We start from the raw sequence: 20,457 nt of genomic DNA on the forward strand, positions 1-20,457 counted from the left end.
GCGCTCGCTCGCCAAGGGCGAGGCGATCACGCAGGACACGTCCACGCTCGAGAACCCGGCGATCCTCGAGCAGCTCGGCCAGTCACTCTGAACGACGGGGCCGGCATCGGCCGGCCCTACCCAACCTCTTCGACGCACGCGCGTTCGGGCGCCCATCCCCGCCATGAACGCGTCGCATGCGGCCAACACCCGGCCGCGCACGTGCGTTCCGCCGCGCCCCATCCTGCGTATGCGGCCCGCGCACCGGACACCGCTTCGGATGTCCGGCGCATCCCCCGTTCGATGCATCGACGTACAACAACACTGGAGACACCCAATGAAAAGCAGAATCGTGATCGGTTGCGCCGCGCTGGCTGGCGCGATGATCGGCAGCAACGCCTTCGCGCAGAGCAGCGTCACGCTGTACGGCAACCTCGACGCGGCGTTGCTGTACACGAGCAAGACGCTCGACGCCGCCACCGGCGCGAACGCCGGCCATCAGTTCGCGATGACAGACACCGGCATGACGCCGACGACGTTCGGGATGACCGGCACCGAGGATCTCGGCGGCGGCCTCAAGGCGAAATTCCAGCTCGAAAGCGGCTTTGCCGTCACCAATGGCGCGTTCGCCCATTCGAACGGCAACTTCTTCGGCCGCCAGGCGTGGGTCGGGCTCGATGGCGGCTTCGGCACGGTCAAGGCCGGCGTGCAGTACTCGCCGTTCCTGCTCGCGATCTTCGATTCGGATCCGCGCAGCTTCTCGCACTTCGGTAGCGGGCTGATCAACTACGTCGACAACGTGCTGGTGACGGGCCTGTTCAACCCGAACGCCGTGTCGTACACCAGCCCGACGATCGCCGGCCTCACCGGCAGCGCGATGTTCGCGTTCGGCGGCAAGGCAGGCGACTTCCAGGCCGGCCGCCAGTATTCGGCGAGCCTCAAGTACGAACATGAGGGCTTCATGATCGACGCCGCGTTCTACGACGGCAACGACGGCACCAACCCGACGCCGACGCCGAGCACCGTCGCGTTCGTCGGGCGCACGATCGGCGCCGCGTACCGCTTCGGCCCGGTCACCGCGAAGGCATCGTTCACGAGCTACAAGGTCGGCGGATCGTTCAGCAACAACGTGTACGGCGGCGGCCTCGATTACCAGGTCACGCCCGCCGTCGACCTGAACGGCGGCGTCTGGTTCACCAGCGATCGCAACGACACCGCCAATCACTCGCTGCTCGCAGCCGTCGGCACGACCTACAGCCTGTCGAAGGCAACCGCGCTGTACGCGCAGGTCGCGATGGTCAACAACCACGGTGCGATGAACACCGGGCTCGGGATCAACAACGCGCTGTACGCGGTCACCGGCACGACCGTCGGCGCGAACGTCGGGATCCGCCACATGTTCTGATGCGCAGGCGGCGGTTCAAGTGCCGAATCGCCGCCGCCGTGCATTCGCAGTTCATCGGCATCGTGTCGGTGCTCGCGCTGCGCGAAACCGCACGTCGGCCGCTGCCCGGCTCCGCGCCGTGTGTCGCAAGCCGCGCGGAAGCGCAGGACCTGATTCGCCGCGGCGTTGACGAGGGGCGCGTGCGCGGCCGCAAGTTCACGCCGGTCGGCGAGCGCGCGTAATCCAGTAATGCAGTGATGCAGTAACGCAAGTCGTTGCGACGCCGCGCGGCGCCCACCGCCGGTATCTCGCGCGGCGCTCAGCCCGCCGCGAGCTGCTGTTCGTCGAGCCAGTCGAGCAGCGTCCGCGTGACGAACGCGGGATTCTCCAGGTTCGAGATGTGACCTGCGTCCAGCACCAGCGCATGGCGGCAACCGATCACGCTCGCCATCTTCACCGTCTCCGACGGCGGGCGCGCCATGTCGCCCGCGCCGCACATCAGCAGCGTGCGCTCGGCATCCAGTTCGGCGAGTGCGGCCAGCGTATCCGGCCGCCCGAAGATCAGCCGACCGAGCGGGACGATCGACTGCCGCAGCCGATCGGCCGGCAGGTTCGCGAGCGCGGCGCGAAACGCGGTCGGCACCGGGTCGGCAAGGTTCACGTCCGGCCGGAAGAACAGCGGCACGATCGCATCGAGCAGCGGCGGCGCGATGCAGCCGGCAGCGGCGATCGCATCGAGCATCCCGAAGTAACGCAGCCGCGTCGCGTCGGGTTCGGCCTCCAGCGACGCATCCATCAGCACGAGCGAGCGCACGCGCTGCGGTTCGCGCAACGCGAGCCGCGCGCCCCACATCCCGCCGACGCTCAGGCCCACGACCGCGCACTGATCGATCTCCAGCGCATCGAGCAACGCGCTCGCGTGCGCGGCGAGGTCGTCGAGCGTCTCGGTGCCGTCGGGCAGCGGGCCAGACGCGCCATGCCCCCACAGGTCCGGCACGATCACGCGATAGCGGCTCGATAGCGCGTCGATCTGCGGCGCCCACATCGCCGAATCCCACAGGTAGCTGTGTCCGAGCAGCACCGGAAAGCCGGTGCCGTGATCCTGGTAATGCAGGGTGCTGCCATGAACGATGTGTGCGGGCATGTCGTCTCCGGATGTCGATGCAATTGGCGGCGGCCCGGAAAAGGGCGCCGCGAACGCGAAGCGCCGAATCATCGCACAGGTTGCCGCATTGCGTATGACTGCCGTCGCGCACTTCCGCCGTGCGACCGGGACGACGCCGAACACCGGAATGCCGCGGCTGTCGCCGTTCGAGACATACGCTTACGCCGCCGCATGCGCGAGCGATGCGGCCAGCGCGAATGCGGCGGCCGCGACGGCGCGCCATGCTCTCTTCATGTCGATGTGAATTCGCCGTGCGTGAAGCACACCGTAGACGTGACCGCGGCGCCGGACAACCTCGGTCATCCGGCGCCGCGGCGCGCGAAACGCGCGATCAGAACACCGCGTGTCCGCTGATGAGGCTCGGCAGCCAGGTGGAGAAGAACGGCATGTACGTGACGATGTTGATCGCACTGAAGATCGCGAGGTAATACGGCCACGCCATCTTCGTCGTCTCGCCGATCGACACGTTGCCGATCGCGCAGCCGACGAACTGCACCGAGCCGATCGGCGGGTGCACGAGGCCGAGCGAGCAGTTCAGCAGCAGCATGATGCCGAACTGCACCGGCCCGACGCCGCACGCCATCGCGATCGGCAGGAACAGCGGCGTCGTGATCAGGATGTGCGCGGCCATGTCGACGAACGTGCCGAGGAACACCTGGATGATGTTGATGTACAGCAGCATCAACCAAGGCGCCGCGGTCGACTGCTTCAGCAGCCCCTCGATCGCATCCGGAATCTCCAGGTACGACATCTGGAAACGCAGCATGTTCGACACGGCGATCAGCAGCAGCACGACGCCCGTCGTGCGCGCCGCATGCGACAGCGCGCGGCGCAGTTTCTCGACGGTCAGCGTGCGGTATACGATCGCGGTCAGCACGAGCGAATACACGACGGCGATCGCGGCCGCTTCGGTCGCGGTGGCGATCCCCTTCGCGACGCACACGAGGATGATCGCGATCACCATCAGGCCCGGCACCGCGCCGACGAAACTGCGCAGCACCGCATACCAGCCCGGGAACGCCGGCAGCGCGGACGAACCGTCTTCACGGCGCGGATAGCCGTGACGCACGGCCTGCCAGTACGCGGCGGCGAGCACGAAGCCCATCACCCACAGCACCGGCAGGAGGCCGGAGAACAGCAGGTCGCCGATCGACACGCCGCTCACCTGCTGGCCGTGCAACATCCCCGTGATCCCCTGCGCGGCGAACGCGTAGATGATCATGTTGGTCGACGTCGGCATCAGCGCGCCGGCAAGCGACGCGTGGGTCGTCACGTTGACCGCGTAGGCCGCGCTGTAGCCTTCGCGCTTCATCAGCGGAATCACCACGCCACCCATCGCCGACGTATCGGCGGTCGGCGAGCCGGACACGCCGCCGAACAGCGTGCACGCGACGACGTTGGCCATCCCGAGGCCGCCGCGGAAGTGGCCGACGGTTGCCTGCGCGAAACGCAGGATCCGGTCCGCGATGCCGCCGTGCAGCATCAGCTCGCCGGAGAAGATGAAGAACGGCACCGCGAGGAACGAGAACGCGTTCATTCCCGAGATCATCGACTGCATCGCGGTCGCGATCGGCAGCCCTTCGACCATATAGGTCAGCACGCAGGCAATTCCGAGCGCGAACGAAACGGGCACGCCGAGCACGAGGAAAATCAGAAAACTGACGGACAGGATCGCGAGTTCCATGACGTTATTGGCCCGACGAAGAACGACGAAGCGCGAGCAGGTGCTCGAGCGAGAAGAGGATGATGGCGATCGCCGCGGGAATCGTGATCAGGTAGCGCACGCCCTCGGGCAGCCCGATGATCGGAATGCGGTCGCCCATCGTCTCGGCGGCCATGCTGCCGCAGCCGACCATGATCGCGATCGCGAACGCGATCAGGCTCAGGTGCTGGATCGCGATCACCACGGTGCGCGCGCCCGGCGACAGGCGCCGCACGAGCGAGTCGAGGCCGATGTGGCCGCCGTCGCGCACCTTCATCGCGGCGCCGAACATCGCGATCACGATCACCAGCAGCAGCGCGATCGGCTCGACGAAATCGGGCGCGTTCTCGAATACGTAACGCATCACGACCGCGTAGAACACCAGCACCGTGAGCGCCGCGAGACACAGCGACGCGACCACGGCCAGCGCGCGAAACAACAGGTCGTTCACGCATCGCAGGCGCGGCGCGGCCGCGCGCGGCCGGCATGGTGCCGCACCGTCCGCGGCGGCCGCATCCGGCGCGCCCACGGCCGCCGCGCCGTTCAGGGAAGTGCGACGGGTCACTTGGTTGCCTCGATCTCGTCCACGATCTGCTTCATCTGCGGCGTCTTTTCGTACTTCGCCCACAGCGGCTGCATCGCCTTCACGAACGCCGCGCGATCGACCTGCGCGGCCGGCAGGATCTTCGCGCCGCCCTTCGTCACCGTCTGCTGCGCCGATGCCTCGCGCGCGGTCCACAGCTTCTGGTAATACGGCACCGAATCGGCCGCGGCCTTCCTGATCGCGACCTGTTCCTGCGGCGACAGCGTGTCCCAGATCTTCTTCGAGAACACCAGCACTTCCGGCGTCATCGCGTGCTGCGTCTCCGAGTAGTCGGGCGCTACTTCGAAGTGCTTGGTTTCCTCGTACGACGGCAGGTTGTTTTCCGCCGCGTCGACGAGGCCCGTCTTCAGGCCCGTGTAGACCTCGGCGAACGGCATCGGCGTCGGCGTGCCGCCCATCGCCCGGATCTCGTCGACCATCAGGTCGGATGGTTGCACGCGCACCTTCAGCCCCTTCATGTCGGCGGGCGTGCGCACCGGGCGCTTCGCGTAGATCGAGCGCGCGCCGCTCTCGTAGAACGTCAGCGCGATCATCCCCTTCGCCGCGAACGCGGCGAGAATCTTCTGGCCGGCCGGGCCGTACATTGCCTTGCGGAAATGATCGACGTCGCGGAACAGGAACGGGAACGACGGAATCAGCGATTCCGGCACGATCTCGTTGAACGACGCGCCGTTCACGCGCGCCATGTCGATCGCGCCAATCCGCACCTGGTCGACCGTGTCCTTCTCGGAGCCGAGCGCGCTGTTGCCGAACACCTTGATCGAGTCCTTGCCGCCCGTCAGCTTCGACAGTTCGTCGCCCATGTACTTGACCGCCATGTTGGTCGGGAAGCTGTCGCCGTGCACGTCCGCCGAGCGGAACACGCGGGCGTGCGCGGACATCGCGAAGCCGGCCATCAGCGCGACGGCCAGTGCGTTACGGGAGCGGGTGAATCGGCGCTTCATCGTCAGTCTCCTTGCTGGTTGCTCGTTATTTGACGGCGATCCGGGCGGCATCCGCATGCATCGACGTACTGCCCTTCGAGGAATCGCAGTCATACGTTGTATGATGTGTCGGAGCGAATGTACGGCGGTTAATCGTTTTACTCACTTGGTGCATACCCTATAACGCGCACAGGCAAGGGATTACGGCGGGATATGGGAAAAAGTCGCCCATCTTCGGCTGACTTTTAGCGAAACGTTTTCCGGAAATGAGTCCGCATCTGGATCGGCACGACGTTGCATCGCTTTCCCGAGACCGAACGCCGGTATTCGATTCTATTTCGCAAGTTGTAGGATGACCGACCACACGACAATCGCTACCACGCGATATCAGGCCTCGACGATCAACCGGATGCGAACCTCACGCTTCGCAACGTGGCTCGATGTGAGCGCCGTCGTTGTAATGACGATGCGATGACGACTTCCGGCATACGGACCAGCGTCCACACGCATGCAGTCGCCGCGGGCACGCGCGATGCGTCCTCGCGGCGACATCGAAAATGCGAAAGGAGGTATGCGATGCGGACGACCAGAATGTCGGCAGGGCCGAATCAGGACACACCGCTGAATCCGGGCGACGAAGGGCCGCCCGATGCGCCGGGCGTGGGCGAGGACTTGTGCGGCGTGTGCCGCGGCACGGGCATGGTCGAAGGACAGCCGTGCACGGTGTGCGGCGGAACGGGCAAGGTGCTGCAGGGTATCGGCGGCGGATAGACGAACGTCACGCGCACGCGATCGCGCCTCGATGCCGGAATCTGCTGCAAAGCGGTGTTCGCAGCGTCCTGGCCGGACGCGCGCTCACCGACCGAGGCGTCGATCGCGCAGAAACGCATTCAGCTCGCCGCCCGCATGCTCGATATGCCGCTTGAGGAGCGATGCCGCCGCGCGCGCATCGCCCTTGCGGCACAACGCGACCAGTTCGGCGTGTTCGGATTCGGCCACGTCGCGCGCGGCCTCGGACAGCGACAACTGCACGCGCGTGTAGCGGTCGGTCTGCTGCAGCAGCGACGCGACGATCGCCGCCGTCTTCGGCTGGTCGGCACGTGACAGCAGCAGATGATGCAGTTCGGTGTTCAGTTCGCCCCAGCGCCCGGACTGGCTCGCATGCAGCACCTCGCTGTATTCCTCGAGGATCGCATCCAGCCGCGCGAAATCCTCGGCGGTCAGCTTCGGAATCGACTTCTTCAGCAGCACGGGTTCCAGCAGCGCGCGCAGTTCGAACAGTTCGGTGATGTCTTCCGGGGACAGTTCCGAAACGATCGCCCCCTTGTGGGGCAGGATCTTGACGAGCCCCTCGCTCTCGAGCTGCACGAGCGCTTCGCGCAGCGGGATCCGGCTGATGCCGAGCTCGGTCGCCAGCGCATCCTGGCGAAGCTGATAGCCGTCGACATACTCCCCTGTCAGGATACGGCGGCGCAATTCGTTCGCTGCGGCTTCGGCGCGCGTGGCGTAGACAAGAGCAGGGCGTTTCTCGTTCATGTTCGGGCTGGGGAAGGCGGTCAGGCAGGGTGCCGGCGCGGCGGCGGATATTGCATATTTTCTACAATATTAGCAGAGCGCCCGTGTCGTCGAACCGCCCCCGCATGGGACTTCACGCTGTCGCGCCCTTCGTTCGCCCGCCTGCGGATGTCGTATGCCGCCCCACTGCACCCGGCACGACTCGAGCCCCCAATGGCAAGCGACGATCAGAGATCTCCGCGCACTTCACCGGTTCCCAGCGCGCTTCGCTGCCGATTGACTTCCGCCCACAGCTCATCGCTGTCGTCATCGCGCAGCAGGACCATGCAGTCCAGTTGATCGTCGGTCACGCCGAAGTATTCCAGGATTTCCCGGCGAACCGCATCGACGAACTCCGCATATTCCGGGGTCGCCTGGGCCTGCGCGTGCAGCGCATCGTATGCTGCATCGTCCGCCCCGCCGCCGTGCTCGTCGATATAGCGCGAGATCCACTGGTCTCGCTCGCGGTCGAAATCGGCCTCGGCGCGCATCGCTTGCACCGCTGTGTAGAAATCCAATTGGGCAAACGCGGCGATCGCCGCCGTTGTTGCCTCGTCGAACGTAGTCGTCATTCCATCTCTCATGTTGGTCACGGCACATGATCGCATGAGTCGCACCCGGACAGGTGCCGCGAATTCGGACGATGCAACGCGCCGCCTGACGCCGACGTTTGGCCCGTGCGCCTTCGCGCCCGTTCAACGGCCGTATCGCCGTCTCGGGCCTCTGACTCGCAAGTGGGTCAACTCAGCGTCGTCGACGGGACTGACCGCTTAGTGGTGCAGATTCAATCCAATCAGCCATCGATTCATGAAGCAGTCGATCGAAGAACCTCCCCCGACGATGGCACCGATCGCGGTCGAGTTCCGCGTTCGCAAAACCGGTCGCCCGCCAGGACTCACGGGCGCAGCCCGAACATGCCGTGCCACAGCGCGCGGAAAAAGTCCGTATGCGCGTGTTCGTCACTCCTTCGCGCGTCGCTCTCTGACGCTTGCGCCGATGCCGCCTGCGTCGCCCTCTCGTCGCATTGCGGCATCTGCTCATCATGCTGTCCGTCCCGCGATGCGCCCGGCTGGCGCGACGCATGCAGTTCGACCACGCTGTCGGCAATGCGCTCGGCGAGTTGCACATCGCAATCGCGGCCGAGCAGAACACCGAACACGACGTCGCGGTTGTGCCCTTGCTCGGCGAAGCGCATCGCCCATGCCACGAATCGCGCATATTCCGCTTCGCGCTCCGCCTTCAAGCGCTCCTCTTCTTCGCGAAGCCGTGCGTGACGGAGCATTTCCTCTGCGTAAACGGTGTCGTAGACGCGGCGCAGCTCCGGATTCGAGAGAATCGCGTATGCTTCCTTGATCTCCTGAAATCGCGCATGCGCGTCCGCTTCGCACCCGACGTTGCGGTCGGGATGCGCTTTCATCGCTGCCTTTCGGTAGCCGCGCTTGATTTCCTCGTCGGTGGCGTTCTCGCACACACCGAGCAATTCATACATTGTCGTCATCGTGCGTCGGGATGAAAGTCGGATCGCGTTGATCGTAGCATGTCGCCGCAACGCCAATTTGTCGGGTTGGGAATTCACCAGACGCTAAAAACCCTGAGTGCAGGTCGGGAGCACTTTGGCGGATGACGAGATCCGAATCACTCACATCGGAACGTCCGTTTGCCAACCGGAGCGGTCGATCGAGTATCCGAATGTGCATGCAGGCCGACGGCGCTTCCTGGCCCGCAAACGTCACCGTCATATAGAATGATGCGCTTTGCCCGCACGCCTATGTGGTTCAAGAATCTTCAGCTTCATCGTCTTCCGGCACCGTGGGCCGTTACCCCCGATCAGATGGAAGCATGGTTGGCGCCTCACGCGTTTCAGCCGGGCACCAGCGTCGAAATGCAGCGCGTCGGATGGGCGTCGCCGCGTGACGACGGCGCGCTCGTGTATTCGATCAACCGGCAGATGCTGCTGACGTTTCGTGCCGAAAAGAAGCTGCTTCCGGCCTCGGTCGTCAATCAGGTGACCAAGGCCCGCGCGCTTGAAGTCGAGGAGCAGCAGGGCTTCAAGGTCGGACGAAAACAGCTGCGCGAACTCAAGGAGCAGGTCACCGACGAACTGCTGCCGCGCGCGTTCACCATTCGCCGCGATACCCGCGTGTGGATCGATACGGTGAACGGCTGGCTCGTCATCGATGCGGCTGCACAGGCGCTTGCCGACGACGTCCGCGGCCTGCTCGTCAAATCGATCGATCAATTGCCGCTCGCCGGCGTCCAGGTGGCGCTTTCGCCGGTCGCAGCGATGACGGATTGGCTGCTGTCCGGCGACGCGCCGGGCGGATTCACCGTGGACCAGGATGCCGAGTTGCGCTCGAGCGGCGAAGGCGGCGCCACGGTGCGATACGTCGGCCACGCGCTGGAAGCGAACGACATGCGCCGGCACATCGAGGCCGGCAAACAATGCATGCGCCTCGCGATGACCTGGGATGACCGGATCTCCTTCGTGCTGACACCGTCGCTGACGATCAAGCGTGTCACGCCGCTCGACGTGATCAAGGAAGCGACGGATCCCACCGCGCAAAACGACGACGAACGCTTCGACTCGGACGTCACGCTGATGACGGGCGAATTGGGGCGGATGTTGACCGATCTTGTCGATATCCTGGGCGGCGATCGAGACGACGCGATTCATCAGGCGGCAGCAGCCTGAACCCCGTCGGCTGTCGAAAATCACCGCCCCGCGGCGGCGCGGTTTTGCCCTGACGCGACATGTCGAGCAGGACCGTCGCCGCGCCGGCGTGGGTCGCGGCTGCACGCTCGCGATCCATAGGAAACCAGAGCAATTCCTGAAAGCGGCCGCGATCGTCAAGGGCTCCAGGCAATTCGTAGAAGGCCACCGACCGCCTTCCCCGCCCTCCCCCGGGAATCCGCGATGAACCGAAAAAAAGCCACCCTCGCGGGTGGCTTCGGTGCGTTCAAGCAGACTTCGGCCGCGGACGTCACGCGTGGGTCCGTCGGCTTGCCTCGGCGTCGACGTCGCGCAGCGACTTGCCGCGCGTTTCCTTCGCGAGGCCCACGCATACGATCGAGATCGCCGCCGCCGCGACCAGATACAACGCGATCGGCGTCGACGAATGATAACGCTCGAGCAACGACAGGCCGATCAACGGCGCGAGCGAGCCGGCCATCAGCGGCGCGACCTGATAGCACAGCGACAGCGCGGTATAGCGCACGTTGGTCGGGAACATCTCGGTCATCAGCGCCGAATACGGCGAGTAGGTCATCGATTCGATGAACAGGCCGAGCACGATCGCGGCCATGATGATCCAGTCGTTGCCGGTGTCCATCATCGGGAACGCGACGAAGCCCCAGCCCGCGGTCAGCACCGCGCCGGTCAGGTACACGGGCTTGCGGCCGACGAGGTCCGACATCAGCCCCATCAGCGGAATGAAGAAGAAATGGATCGCATTGGCGGCGAACATCAGCTTCAGGATCCGCGTGGTATCGAAGCCGACGACCAGCTTCAGATACGTCAGCGAAAACGTGACGACCATGTAGTACAGGATGTTTTCGGCGAAACGCGCGCCGATACCGATCAGCACCTGCCGCCAGTGGTACTTCAGCACGTGCCCCACGCCGAGCTGCTTTTCCTGCTTCTGCGCGCGGCGCGCCTGCGCTTCCTTGAAGATCGGCGCGTCGTCGACCTTGCGGCGAATCCAGAAACCGATCAGCACGACCACCGCCGAGAACCAGAACGCCGCGCGCCAACCCCACGCCAGGAAGTCGGCCTCGGACAGCGAGCTCGACAGCACCAGCAGGATGATCGTCGCGACCAGGTTGCCGGCCGGCACGCCGGCTTGCGGCCAGCTGGCCCAGTAGCCGCGGCGGTTGTCCGGGCTGTGCTCGCTGACCAGCAGGATCGCACCGCCCCACTCGCCGCCGAACGCGAAGCCCTGAATCAGGCGCAGCGACACCAGCAGCACCGGCGCCCAGTAGCCGATCGCATCGAAGGTCGGCAGGCAGCCCATCAGGAACGTCGTGATGCCGACCACGATCAGGCTGACCTGCAGCAGATATTTGCGGCCGAACTTGTCGCCGTAATAGCCGAACACCAGCCCGCCGATCGGGCGCGCGGCGAATCCCACCGCATACAGCGCGAACGCCGCGAGCAGGCCGTCGATCGGGTTGCCCGTCTTCTTGAAGAAATGCGTGCCGAACACCAGCGCCGACGCCGTTCCATACAGGAAGAACTCGTACCACTCCGCCACCGACCCGACCATCGACGCCGCGACGACCCGCTTCAATTCCCGTTTCGATGCCGTGTCCTGCACGGCCGCCACACCACCAGGCGAGACTGCCTCGCCGACCTGACTTGTCATCTCCGTATCTCCTCTCGTTGTCTTCCATTTCCCTTGACGGGCCGGTTCGCGGGTAAGCGCGCCGAAAGATTTTATACAATATCCAATACACAATCCAAGCAATCTCAAAAATGCGTTCGGCGGAAATGCGACACGTCGGCGTGCCACCGTCGATCGCTTCGAAAGTCATCGGAGGGAGCGGATTTCGGTCAGATAAAAGCGCGACGAGAACAGGCTAACGCAACGCCGGTCCGGCTTTGTGGACCATCGTGCGGCGCCACGACCAACATCGCGCCGACTTCGCCGGAATCGCCCGCCATCCTCGCCGGAGGCCGGCGCGCCGGGGTTCACCGCCCGCCCCGCTGCCCCGGAACGACGGCCTTCGTCATGCCCTTTTTATTTTATATTGTATAAAATATGCGAACTGGCTAGAATGCACTCGTCGATGGCTGACTCTCGGGCGAAACCGGAGGCAACGTTTCGGCACCGAGGCAAACAAGAGGTGGCCAGCCGCCGTCCGGATCACGTGAAGCATCGACGAGACGGCGAGCGCGCGTACCGCCCACGTTGCCAGCAATGGCAGTTGACCCTATCTGAATGTGAGGAAACGAGATGAGCGACAACATTTTTACCGGCACCATTCCGGCCCTGATGACGCCGTGCACCGCTGACCGTCAGCCGGACTTCGACGCGCTGGTGAAGAAGGGCAAGGAACTGGTGGCACTCGGCATGCGCGCGGTGGTGTACTGCGGCTCGATGGGCGACTGGCCGCTGCTGACCGAAGCGCAGCGCCAGGAAGGCGTCGCGCGCCTGGTCGAAGCCGGCGTCCCGACGATCGTCGGCACCGGCGCGGTGAACTCGAAGGAAGCCGTGTCGCACGCGGCGCATGCCGCGAAGGTCGGCGCGCACGGCCTGATGGTGATCCCGCGCGTGCTGTCGCGCGGCGCATCGCCGGCCGCGCAGAAGGCACACTTCGCCGCGATCCTGAACGCCGCGCCGAACCTGCCGGCCGTGATCTACAACAGCCCGTACTACGGCTTCGCGACCCGTGCCGACCTGTTCTTCGAACTGCGTCGCCAGCACCCGAACCTGATCGGCTTCAAGGAATTCGGCGGTGCCGCCGACATGCGTTACGCAGCCGAGAACATCACGTCGCAGGACGACAGCGTGACGCTGATGGCCGGCGTCGACACGCAAGTCTTCCACGGCTTCGTGAACTGCGGCGCCGCGGGCGCGATCACCGGCATCGGCAACGCGCTGCCGCGCGAAGTGCTGCAACTCGTCGACCTGTGCAAGAAGGCCGCGCAAGGCGATGCGGTGGCACGCGTACGTGCGAAGGAACTGGAAGCGGCGCTGGCCGTGCTGTCGTCGTTCGACGAAGGCTGCGACCTGGTCCTGTTCTACAAGCACCTGATGGTGCTGAACGGCGACAAGGAATACACGCTGCACTTCAACGAAACCGACGCACTGAGCGACGCGCAACGCAACTACGCGGAAGCGCAGTACACGCTGTTCCGCAACTGGTACGCGAACTGGTCGAAGAGCATCGCGTAAGCGCGCTCGCACGATGCAGTGCGATACGCGGCCGTGACACGGCTGCGTGATCGAGAAGAAAAGCCACGGAGCCCTCCGTGGCTTTTCCTGTTCATGCCGCGCCCCAAGCAACGCGCCCGCATGTGCTCGGCAGGCCCCCGCCGCATCAGTGTTGCTGCACGGCCGCGCCACTCGCGCGCTCATGTTCCGTGATTTCCGTGCGGCAACGGCCGATCGCATGCAACGCACCGGCCGCGACGAGCGCCGGCACCGCGAGCAGGCTGAACACATCGCCGAAGCGCCAGCCGAGCCCCATCAGCAGCGCGCCGGCGAACGCGCCGGCCACGCCGCCGATCCGTCCGATGCCGAGCATCCAGGCCACGCCCGTCGCGCGGCAACGCGTCGGATACAGGCTCGCCGCATAGGCCGACATCGACGTCACCGCGCTGGTTACCACGGTGCCGCACAGGAAGATCAACGTGCCGAGCCACGCGGCATGCCCGATCGTGCGGCTCGCCACCGGCACCAGCAGCGCAGCCACGACATACGCGAACACGATCGTCCGGTTCGGATTGAAGCGATCCATCAGCCATCCGACGCCGAGGTTGCCGAGCACGCCGCCCAGCGGGAACAGCGACGTCATCAGCGCGCCGCCTTCGGCACTGAAGCCCGCATCGCGAAGCAGCGTCGGCATCCAGTTGGTCAGCAGGTAATAGATCAGCAGCCCCATGAAGTAGGCCGCCCACAGCATCAGCGTGCGCGAACGAAACTGCGCGGACAGCACCAGCGCGAGCGCGGACGCCCCGTCGGCCTGCGGACGCGCGCCGGCGGCCACGAAGGTACGGTCGTCGAAGCGCTCGTTCGGTGCGATCCGTGCGAGGATGCGCGCGATGCGCGCATGCGTGCCCGGTCGCGCCGCGAGATACTGCGCCGACTCGGGCAGCAGCATCACGAGCGCGACCGCCAGCGCGATCGGCCCGATGCCGCCCGCGGTCAGCACGCTTTGCCAGCCGAAGTGCGGAATCAGCCATGCCGACGTGATGCCACCCACCGCGAGCCCGCACGAGAAGCCGCAGAACATCGCGTTGACGGCCACGCCACGAATCCGGGCCGGTGCATATTCCGCCATCAGCGTGACGGCGTTCGGCATCGCCGCGCCGAGGCCGAGCCCGGTCAGAAAGCGAAAGGCGGTCAGCGCCTCGATCGACTGCGCATGCGCGGACACCATGCTCCACGCGCCGAAGCACACAACCGACAGCACGAGCACGGTCTTGCGGCCGAGCCGGTCCGCGCAGGGGCCGGCGGCGAGTGCGCCGATGCCGAGTCCGGCCAGCGCCGCGCTCATCACCGGGCCGAGCGCGCTGCGCGCGATGCCCCAGTCGTGCGTCAGCGCGGGCGCGATGAAACCGATCGCGGCCGTGTCGTAGCCGTCGGCGGCCACGACCAGGAAGCACTGGATCAGGATCAGCCACTGGCAAGGGGAAAAGCGCTCGGCGTCGATGAACGACTGCACGTCGAGCGTACGCGGTTGGGTTTTCATCGTGTGTCTCCTTCAGTCCGGGCGCAAGACGGCACTGATGCGCCGCCCGCGCGCGGATATCTTCATGTTCATGTTTCGTTGTATGTCTGGCGTCCGGGTGACGTGCACAGGTCAACTAGGCGCATCGGCGGCGCCCGTCACGACCGCCACCCTCTCCACGCGAATGGCGTCCATGTCGTAACGGGTGTCGTCGTCATGGACTCAGCGCGTCAGGTACGCGAGGCTCGGGAACTCGACGCGGCGGATGATGCGGCTTTCCTGCGCGACGATCAGATGGCCGGACGCCTGCAGATACGCGGGCCAGTCCGGATCGGCATCGCGCGCGGTGCGCCGCGCGTCGTAATCGGCGATGCTGTCGTAGCCCCACAAGTGAACGACCTGATTCAATGCGCCGATGTCGCTCATGTAGAAGCCGACGGGCGCACCGAGATACTTCACCTGGATCGGCATCGCGAGCCGGTCGAAGATCTCGATGAATTCGGCCATGCCGCGCGGCCGGATCGTATAGATGCGATGGTCGATGAATTCTTTCGCGGTAGTCATGGTGTGCTCCGGGTTCACGCGGTCGCGCGCGTGTCGGCGGGATGCGCCACGGCAGCGCATGGTGTCGGCTCGGTGGGGCATGTCAGGTCGATGAGCCCCGCGATATGGCGCGCGCTCAGATAGCCGAACGTCATGATTGGACCGAGCGTGATCCCTGCACCCGGATAGTTTCCACCCATGATGCTGGCGCGATCGTTGCCGACCGCATACAGGCCGGCGATCGGCCGGTCGTCGACTGCCAGCACCTGCCCGACCGCGTTGGTACGGATTCCGTCGAAGGTGCCGAGATCGCCCATCACCACCTTCAGCGCGTAATACGGCCCGTTGCCGAGCGGCGCCACGCACGGATTCGGACGATGATCGGCGTCGCCGAGATAGCGGTTGAACGACGTCGTGCCGCGGCCGAATTCGGAATCCTCACCACGCTCGGCGTCACGGTTGTAGCGCTGCACGGTTGCCTCCAGATTCGCCGCATCGATACCGGCCCGCTGCGCGAGTTCCGCCAGCGTGCGGCCTTGCACGAGATAGCCGTTGCGCAGCAGCGGCCCGAGCGGCACCGGTGCGGGTTTCGCAAAGCCGAGCCCGTATTTGCGGATCGTCGCGCGATCGCACACGAGCCACATCGCCGTTTCGGTCTCGTCGCGACATGCGGCGATCATCGCGGCACCGACGTCATGGTAAGAATTCGATTCGTTCGTGAAACGCATGCCGCGACGGGTCACGCCGATGACACCCGGCTTGTAGCGATCGAGCAGATGCGGAAACACCCCGAAGCGACCGTCACCGAGCGGCACGCGCGAAACGGGCATCCATGCGGCCGGTTGCGGATAGCGAATCTCCACGCGGCCGCCAGCCTGCTCGGCCAGCTTCGCGCCGTCGCCGGTGTTGCCGACCGGCACGGGCGACACATGCACGCCGCCGCGCGCGACGTGTGGATACGCACGCGCGATTCGCGCGACGTCGTGCGAGAAGCCGCCGCTCGCCAGCACGACCGCACGGCGCGCGGAAATGCGATACGTCTCGCCGTCCGCCCCGACCATGGCGCCGGCGATGCGGTCTCCGTCGGTCACGAGTTCACGTGCGGGCGTGTTCGTCAGGATCGGGATCCCGAGGTCCAGCACCGACTTCGCGAGTCGCGCAGCGAGCGCGTTGCCGCTCGTGATCTGCACGCCGCGCCGGTACAGCGCGAGATCCTTCAGATGCGCGGCGAGCCGCTTCGTCACGTACCACGCGGACTTGAGCGAGCGCGTTGCGTTGAAGAAATGCTTCAGGTCCGCGTTCGACGAATTGAACATCATCCCGATGAACGTGATCGTCTTCAACGGCGGACGCAGGCGCTCGAGATCGCGCCCAAGCTGCCGCACATCGTACGGCGCCGCGACGACCGAGCGGCCGATTTCGACGCCGCCGGGCAGGTTCGGATGATAGTCGGGATACAGTGTCGGGACGAATTTCACGTCCGTTTCGCGCTCGAAGAATTCGAGCATGCGCGGGCCGTGCTCGAGAAAGGCCTCGATTGCCGCGTCGTCACGGAACGCGCCCGTTTCGCCGCGCAAATACGTGCGCGCCGCCTCGCGTGTATCGTGCACGCCGTTTGCACTCGCGTGGCGATTGCCGGGAATCCACAGCACGCCGCCGGAAAACGCGGTCGTGCCGCCGAAGCACGCTTCCTTCTCGACGACGATCACGTCGAGGCCGGCCTTGCGCGCGGTAATCGCGGCGGACAGGCCGCCCGCTCCCGATCCGATCACGAGCAGATCGCACGTGACGTGCTTCGAACGATGCCGATCGTTCATCATGTCTTCCTCCATGGATGGAACAGCCGCGCCGCCACACCGCTGAACACGGTCTGTCTGCATCACGCGCGGCAATGTCGTTGAACTACCTTGCGCCGGCACCGGCCTCATAGCCCGGCCGCGGAACGAGATCCATCAGCATCGCGTCGAGGCCGCCGTCGACCACCAGTTCCGCTCCGTTCACATACGCGGCGCGCGAACTCGCGAGAAACGCGACGACGTTAGCGATGTCGTCGGGGCGGCCGATGCGCCGGCTCGCGGTCATCGCGCTGCGGCGCGCCTCGATGTCCCCGCTCTGATAGAACGATTCGGACAGCGGCGTGCGGATCATCCCCGGACACACCGTATTGCTTCGAATGCCGCGCGGCCCCCACTCCGCCGCCAGCTGTCGCGCGAGCATTGCGACCGCTGCCTTGCTCGCGCTGTACGCACCGCTATGCGTCTGCGGGTAGCGCGCCGCGATCGACGCGACATGCACCATCGAGCCCGAGCCGCGCGCCAGCATCGCGCGGCCGAACGCCTGTGAGCAGAGCATGTAGCCGGTGAGATTGACCTGCAGCATCGCGTTCCATGCGTCCAGGCTGATGGTCTCGATGCCGCCGGCACGCAGCAGGCCGGCATTGTTCACGAGTACGTCGGCGGGGCCGAAATCGCGCTCGACGCGTTCAGCGGCTTGGGTCACGCTCGCCGCGTCGCCGATGTCGCATCCGATCGCAACGACATCGCCGCCTGCCGTGCGCATCCGCTCCGCAACGGCAATGGTCCTGTCCGCGTCGCGATCGAGCAGTGCGACTCGCGCACCGGCCGCCACGAGCGCTTCGACAATCGACGTGCCAATGCCGCCCGCCGCTCCCGTCACGACGCACACCTGCCCGTCGAGATGCAGCCAGTCCACCTTCCGGTTGTCTGCTTGCGATATCATTAGGTTTCCTCTTCAAATAGTCTTGAAATGTCCGGATCGAACCGGCATACGCTGCCCGAACGTCGCGCGATGCGTCAGTTGCAAGCGCTACGTCGATGAGAAAAGTATAGAAGCGCGCATCGCGCGAAAATTGGACAAACGCCGCAAGCAACAGGACAATTTGTACACAGGAGGCCGCGCGGCATGAGGAGAATCCCTAACTACGATCTGTATGGCGAATCGGCGCGTCCGCCTTGGTACGACGCGTTCAACTTCGAATGGATACCGGAGCGCAGCCAGCCGAACGACTGGCGTATCGCCGCGCACCGCCACGATGCGCTATTGCAGATTTTGTACATCCGCGGCGGGCACGGGCATGTCGTGATCGAGAGCGGGAAGCACACGTTCGCGCCGCCATGCCTCGTGCTGCTGCCCGCGCAGACGGTCCATGCGTTCGAGTTCTCGCCGCAAATCGATGGCCTCGTGATCACGGTCGTTCAGCACGCACTGGAAAAACTGGTCAAGACGGTCGCGCCGGGCGCACTGTCGATTCTGCAACGTGCGGCCGTGATTCCGGTCAAGGGGCCGGACGCGAGCGTGTCGATGCTGATGCCTTTGTTCGCGTTGCTCGAACAGGAATTCCGCAGCACTTCACGCGGCCGCGGTGCGGCCGGAATGGCGCTGCTGGTCGCGCTGGTCGTGCATGTCGCGCGCTTGAGCGATCTCGCGGCAGCGCCGTCGCATGCGGGCGTCGACCGGCGCGGGACGTTGCTGCGACGTTTTCGCGAGCTGATCGACACACACTTCCGCGAGCATCGGCCGGTGGAATTCTATGCGGAGCGGCTCGGCGTGACGGCCGCGCAGCTTGCGCGCGTCTGCCGCGAGGAACTGGGGATTTCGACGACGGCGGTCGTCAACGCGCATCTGATCCGCGAAGCGCAGCGCGATCTGGTTTATTCGAATCTGAGCGTGAAGCAGATCGCGCACGAGATGGGCTTTGCGGACAGCGCGTACTTCAGCCGCTATTTCCGCAAGCAGACCGGTCAGACGCCGGGCGAATTCAGGGAATCGGCCCATCGCGACCTGATGCCCGGCCGGTCTTGAACCGGCCCGATCCGGACGGCGGAGCCGGTCGCGACGCTGGATGTCGCGACCGGAAAAGCCGACCCGCCAGATCTGGCGGCCCGTCAGACCGCGACGGCGCCGACGTAGTTTTCCGCCATCGCCATCGCCGCCGCGCGCGACGTCGTCACGTGCTCGAGCTCCGCGACCTGCAAACGCTGCTCGAACGGCGACGCGTCGTCGAGACGATGCATCATGCGCGTCATCCAGTACGAGAAGTGTTCGGCGCGCCAGATCCGGCGCAGCGCGGTCTCGCTGTATGCATCGAGCAGGTCGGTGCGGTCTTCGTCATAGAACGCGTGCAACGCGGACGTCAGGATGCGCACGTCCGACACCGCGAGGTTGAGGCCCTTCGCACCGGTCGGCGGCACGATATGCGCAGCATCGCCGGCGAGGAACAGCCGCCCATGCTGCATCGTCGTCGACACGAAGCTGCGCATGCCGACGATGTTCTTCTGGAAGATCCGGCCTTCCACGACCCGCTGGCCGTCGGCGGAATCGACGCGCGCATGCATCTCCGCCCAGATACGATCGTCGGACCAGTTGTCGACCGAATCCTTCGGGTCGCACTGGAAATACATGCGCTGCACGTTCGGCGAACGCGTGCTGACGAGCGCGAAGCCGCGCTCGTGGCGCGCATAGATCAGTTCGTCCGACGACGGCGGCGCTTCGACGAGAATGCCGAACCAGCCGAACGGAAAGACCCGTTCGTAGTCCTGCCGCAATGCGGCGGGGATCATCGTGCGCGACACGCCCTGCGAGCCGTCGCAGCCGATCACGAAATCGCAGTCGAGCGTCTGTTCGACACCGTCGTGCACGAAGCGGATGGACGGCGCGTCGGTCTCGATGCCGGAAATCGTCGTCCCGGATACGTTGAAATACAGCGCACCGCCGGCCGCGACACGCGCGGCCACGAGATCCTTGAGCACCTCGTGCTGCGCGTAGACGGTAATCGCCTTGCCGGTCAGTTCGGTGAGATCGATGCGGCGGCGCTTGCCTTCGAACGCGAGTTCGAAGCCGTGATGCAGCGCGCCTTCCGCTTTCATCCGGTCGCCGACACCGGCTTCAGTCAGCACGTCCATCGTGCCCTGTTCGAGCACGCCGGCGCGAATGGTGGACTCGATCTGTTCGCGACTGCGCGACTCCAGGACAACCGACTCGATGCCGCGCAGATGAAGAAGATGGGAAAGGAGCAGGCCCGCGGGCCCCGCGCCGATGATGCCGACTTGCGTTCGCATGAATGTCTCCGGGTAGGATTGATTTTGCGCAAGTTTGGCGGCGGCGCGTGCTATCCCGCAACGCGATATCCAGAATATGAACTATCTCGATAACGGATAAAGGACGGGTGCACTTCACGCCATGCGTAGCGTG

General features: G+C 65.4%; 18 protein-coding genes and 1 pseudogene. 6 read left to right on the forward strand and 13 right to left on the reverse strand.

Annotated features, from left to right (window positions below):
• The first annotated feature begins 316 nt into the window (after window positions 1-316).
• Window positions 317-1,384, forward strand: a complete 1,068-nt coding sequence (locus tag WS49_RS07270) for a porin (RefSeq protein ID WP_059525934.1) — start codon at window positions 317-319, stop codon at window positions 1,382-1,384.
• Window positions 1,385-1,428: 44 nt separating this feature from the next.
• Window positions 1,429-1,605, forward strand: a pseudogene (locus WS49_RS07275) (MFS transporter); the annotation flags it as partial.
• A 77-nt stretch (window positions 1,606-1,682) separates the two neighbouring features.
• On the opposite strand, the gene WS49_RS07280 reads toward WS49_RS07275, so the two are convergent.
• From WS49_RS07280 to WS49_RS07300, 4 genes are all read right to left on the reverse strand, one after another.
• Window positions 1,683-2,507, reverse strand: a complete 825-nt coding sequence (locus WS49_RS07280; protein ID WP_059525938.1) for an alpha/beta fold hydrolase — start codon at window positions 2,505-2,507, stop codon at window positions 1,683-1,685.
• 352 nt (window positions 2,508-2,859) lie between these two features.
• The gene (locus tag WS49_RS07290) at window positions 2,860-4,212 is read right to left on the reverse strand and encodes a TRAP transporter large permease (protein WP_059449222.1); all 1,353 of its coding nucleotides are present in this window, start codon (window positions 4,210-4,212) and stop codon (window positions 2,860-2,862) included.
• A 4-nt stretch (window positions 4,213-4,216) separates the two neighbouring features.
• Window positions 4,217-4,795 (reverse strand): TRAP transporter small permease, encoded by a 579-nt coding sequence (locus WS49_RS07295; RefSeq protein ID WP_059525942.1) that lies wholly within the window; start codon window positions 4,793-4,795, stop codon window positions 4,217-4,219.
• Complete coding sequence (locus tag WS49_RS07300; RefSeq protein ID WP_059525944.1) at window positions 4,792-5,778, reverse strand: TRAP transporter substrate-binding protein; 987 nt, start codon at window positions 5,776-5,778, stop codon at window positions 4,792-4,794. Before WS49_RS07300 ends, WS49_RS07295 begins: the two co-directional genes overlap by 4 nt.
• A gap of 555 nt (window positions 5,779-6,333) precedes the next feature.
• Between WS49_RS07300 and WS49_RS07305 the strand changes: the two genes are divergently transcribed.
• Window positions 6,334-6,528, forward strand: coding sequence for a hypothetical protein (locus WS49_RS07305; protein ID WP_059525946.1), 195 nt, complete (start codon window positions 6,334-6,336; stop codon window positions 6,526-6,528).
• An 84-nt stretch (window positions 6,529-6,612) separates the two neighbouring features.
• Here WS49_RS07305 and WS49_RS07310 read toward each other — a convergent pair whose 3' ends face one another.
• The 3 genes from WS49_RS07310 to WS49_RS07320 all read right to left on the reverse strand — a co-directional run bounded on the left by WS49_RS07310 (window position 6,613) and on the right by WS49_RS07320 (window position 8,809).
• Entirely contained in the window at window positions 6,613-7,293 is a 681-nt protein-coding gene (locus WS49_RS07310; protein WP_059525948.1) for a GntR family transcriptional regulator, read from the reverse strand.
• Between the two features lie 206 nt (window positions 7,294-7,499).
• A complete protein-coding gene (locus WS49_RS07315) occupies window positions 7,500-7,883 on the reverse strand; it encodes a hypothetical protein (protein ID WP_059525950.1) in 384 nt (127 codons plus the stop codon).
• A 323-nt stretch (window positions 7,884-8,206) separates the two neighbouring features.
• Window positions 8,207-8,809 (reverse strand): J domain-containing protein, encoded by a 603-nt coding sequence (locus WS49_RS07320; protein WP_059525952.1) that lies wholly within the window; start codon window positions 8,807-8,809, stop codon window positions 8,207-8,209.
• Window positions 8,810-9,079: 270 nt separating this feature from the next.
• Between WS49_RS07320 and WS49_RS07325 the strand changes: the two genes are divergently transcribed.
• Complete coding sequence (locus tag WS49_RS07325; protein WP_059525954.1) at window positions 9,080-10,003, forward strand: recombination-associated protein RdgC; 924 nt, start codon at window positions 9,080-9,082, stop codon at window positions 10,001-10,003.
• A gap of 289 nt (window positions 10,004-10,292) precedes the next feature.
• On the opposite strand, the gene abaF is transcribed toward WS49_RS07325, so the two are convergent.
• Window positions 10,293-11,672, reverse strand: coding sequence for a fosfomycin efflux MFS transporter AbaF (gene abaF, locus WS49_RS07330; RefSeq protein ID WP_059525956.1), 1,380 nt, complete (start codon window positions 11,670-11,672; stop codon window positions 10,293-10,295).
• Window positions 11,673-12,263: 591 nt separating this feature from the next.
• Between abaF and WS49_RS07335 the strand changes: the two genes are divergently transcribed.
• Window positions 12,264-13,205 carry a dihydrodipicolinate synthase family protein gene (locus WS49_RS07335; RefSeq protein ID WP_059525958.1) on the forward strand — a complete coding sequence of 314 codons (942 nt, stop codon included), beginning with the start codon at window positions 12,264-12,266 and terminating at the stop codon, window positions 13,203-13,205.
• 145 nt (window positions 13,206-13,350) lie between these two features.
• Here WS49_RS07335 and WS49_RS07340 read toward each other — a convergent pair whose 3' ends face one another.
• The 4 genes from WS49_RS07340 to WS49_RS07360 all read right to left on the reverse strand — a co-directional run bounded on the left by WS49_RS07340 (window position 13,351) and on the right by WS49_RS07360 (window position 17,985).
• On the reverse strand, window positions 13,351-14,724 hold the full coding sequence (locus WS49_RS07340) for an MFS transporter (protein ID WP_059525960.1): 1,374 nt from the start codon (window positions 14,722-14,724) through the stop codon (window positions 13,351-13,353).
• A 201-nt stretch (window positions 14,725-14,925) separates the two neighbouring features.
• On the reverse strand, window positions 14,926-15,267 hold the full coding sequence (locus WS49_RS07350) for an NIPSNAP family protein (protein WP_059526028.1): 342 nt from the start codon (window positions 15,265-15,267) through the stop codon (window positions 14,926-14,928).
• 14 nt (window positions 15,268-15,281) lie between these two features.
• A complete protein-coding gene (locus WS49_RS07355) occupies window positions 15,282-17,063 on the reverse strand; it encodes an FAD-dependent oxidoreductase (RefSeq protein WP_257127639.1) in 1,782 nt (593 codons plus the stop codon).
• Window positions 17,064-17,148: 85 nt separating this feature from the next.
• On the reverse strand, window positions 17,149-17,985 hold the full coding sequence (locus WS49_RS07360; RefSeq protein ID WP_059525965.1) for an SDR family NAD(P)-dependent oxidoreductase: 837 nt from the start codon (window positions 17,983-17,985) through the stop codon (window positions 17,149-17,151).
• Window positions 17,986-18,168: 183 nt separating this feature from the next.
• Here WS49_RS07360 and WS49_RS07365 point away from each other — a divergent pair, with 183 nt between their 5' ends.
• Complete coding sequence (locus WS49_RS07365; RefSeq protein ID WP_059525967.1) at window positions 18,169-19,068, forward strand: helix-turn-helix domain-containing protein; 900 nt, start codon at window positions 18,169-18,171, stop codon at window positions 19,066-19,068.
• A gap of 83 nt (window positions 19,069-19,151) precedes the next feature.
• On the opposite strand, the gene WS49_RS07370 is transcribed toward WS49_RS07365, so the two are convergent.
• On the reverse strand, window positions 19,152-20,324 hold the full coding sequence (locus WS49_RS07370; protein ID WP_059525969.1) for a 4-hydroxybenzoate 3-monooxygenase: 1,173 nt from the start codon (window positions 20,322-20,324) through the stop codon (window positions 19,152-19,154).
• Between the last annotated feature and the right edge of the window lie 133 nt (window positions 20,325-20,457).

Origin of the sequence: Burkholderia sp. RF7-non_BP4 (assembly GCF_001521935.1) — a bacterium.
GTDB classification, from domain to species: domain Bacteria; phylum Pseudomonadota; class Gammaproteobacteria; order Burkholderiales; family Burkholderiaceae; genus Burkholderia; species Burkholderia diffusa.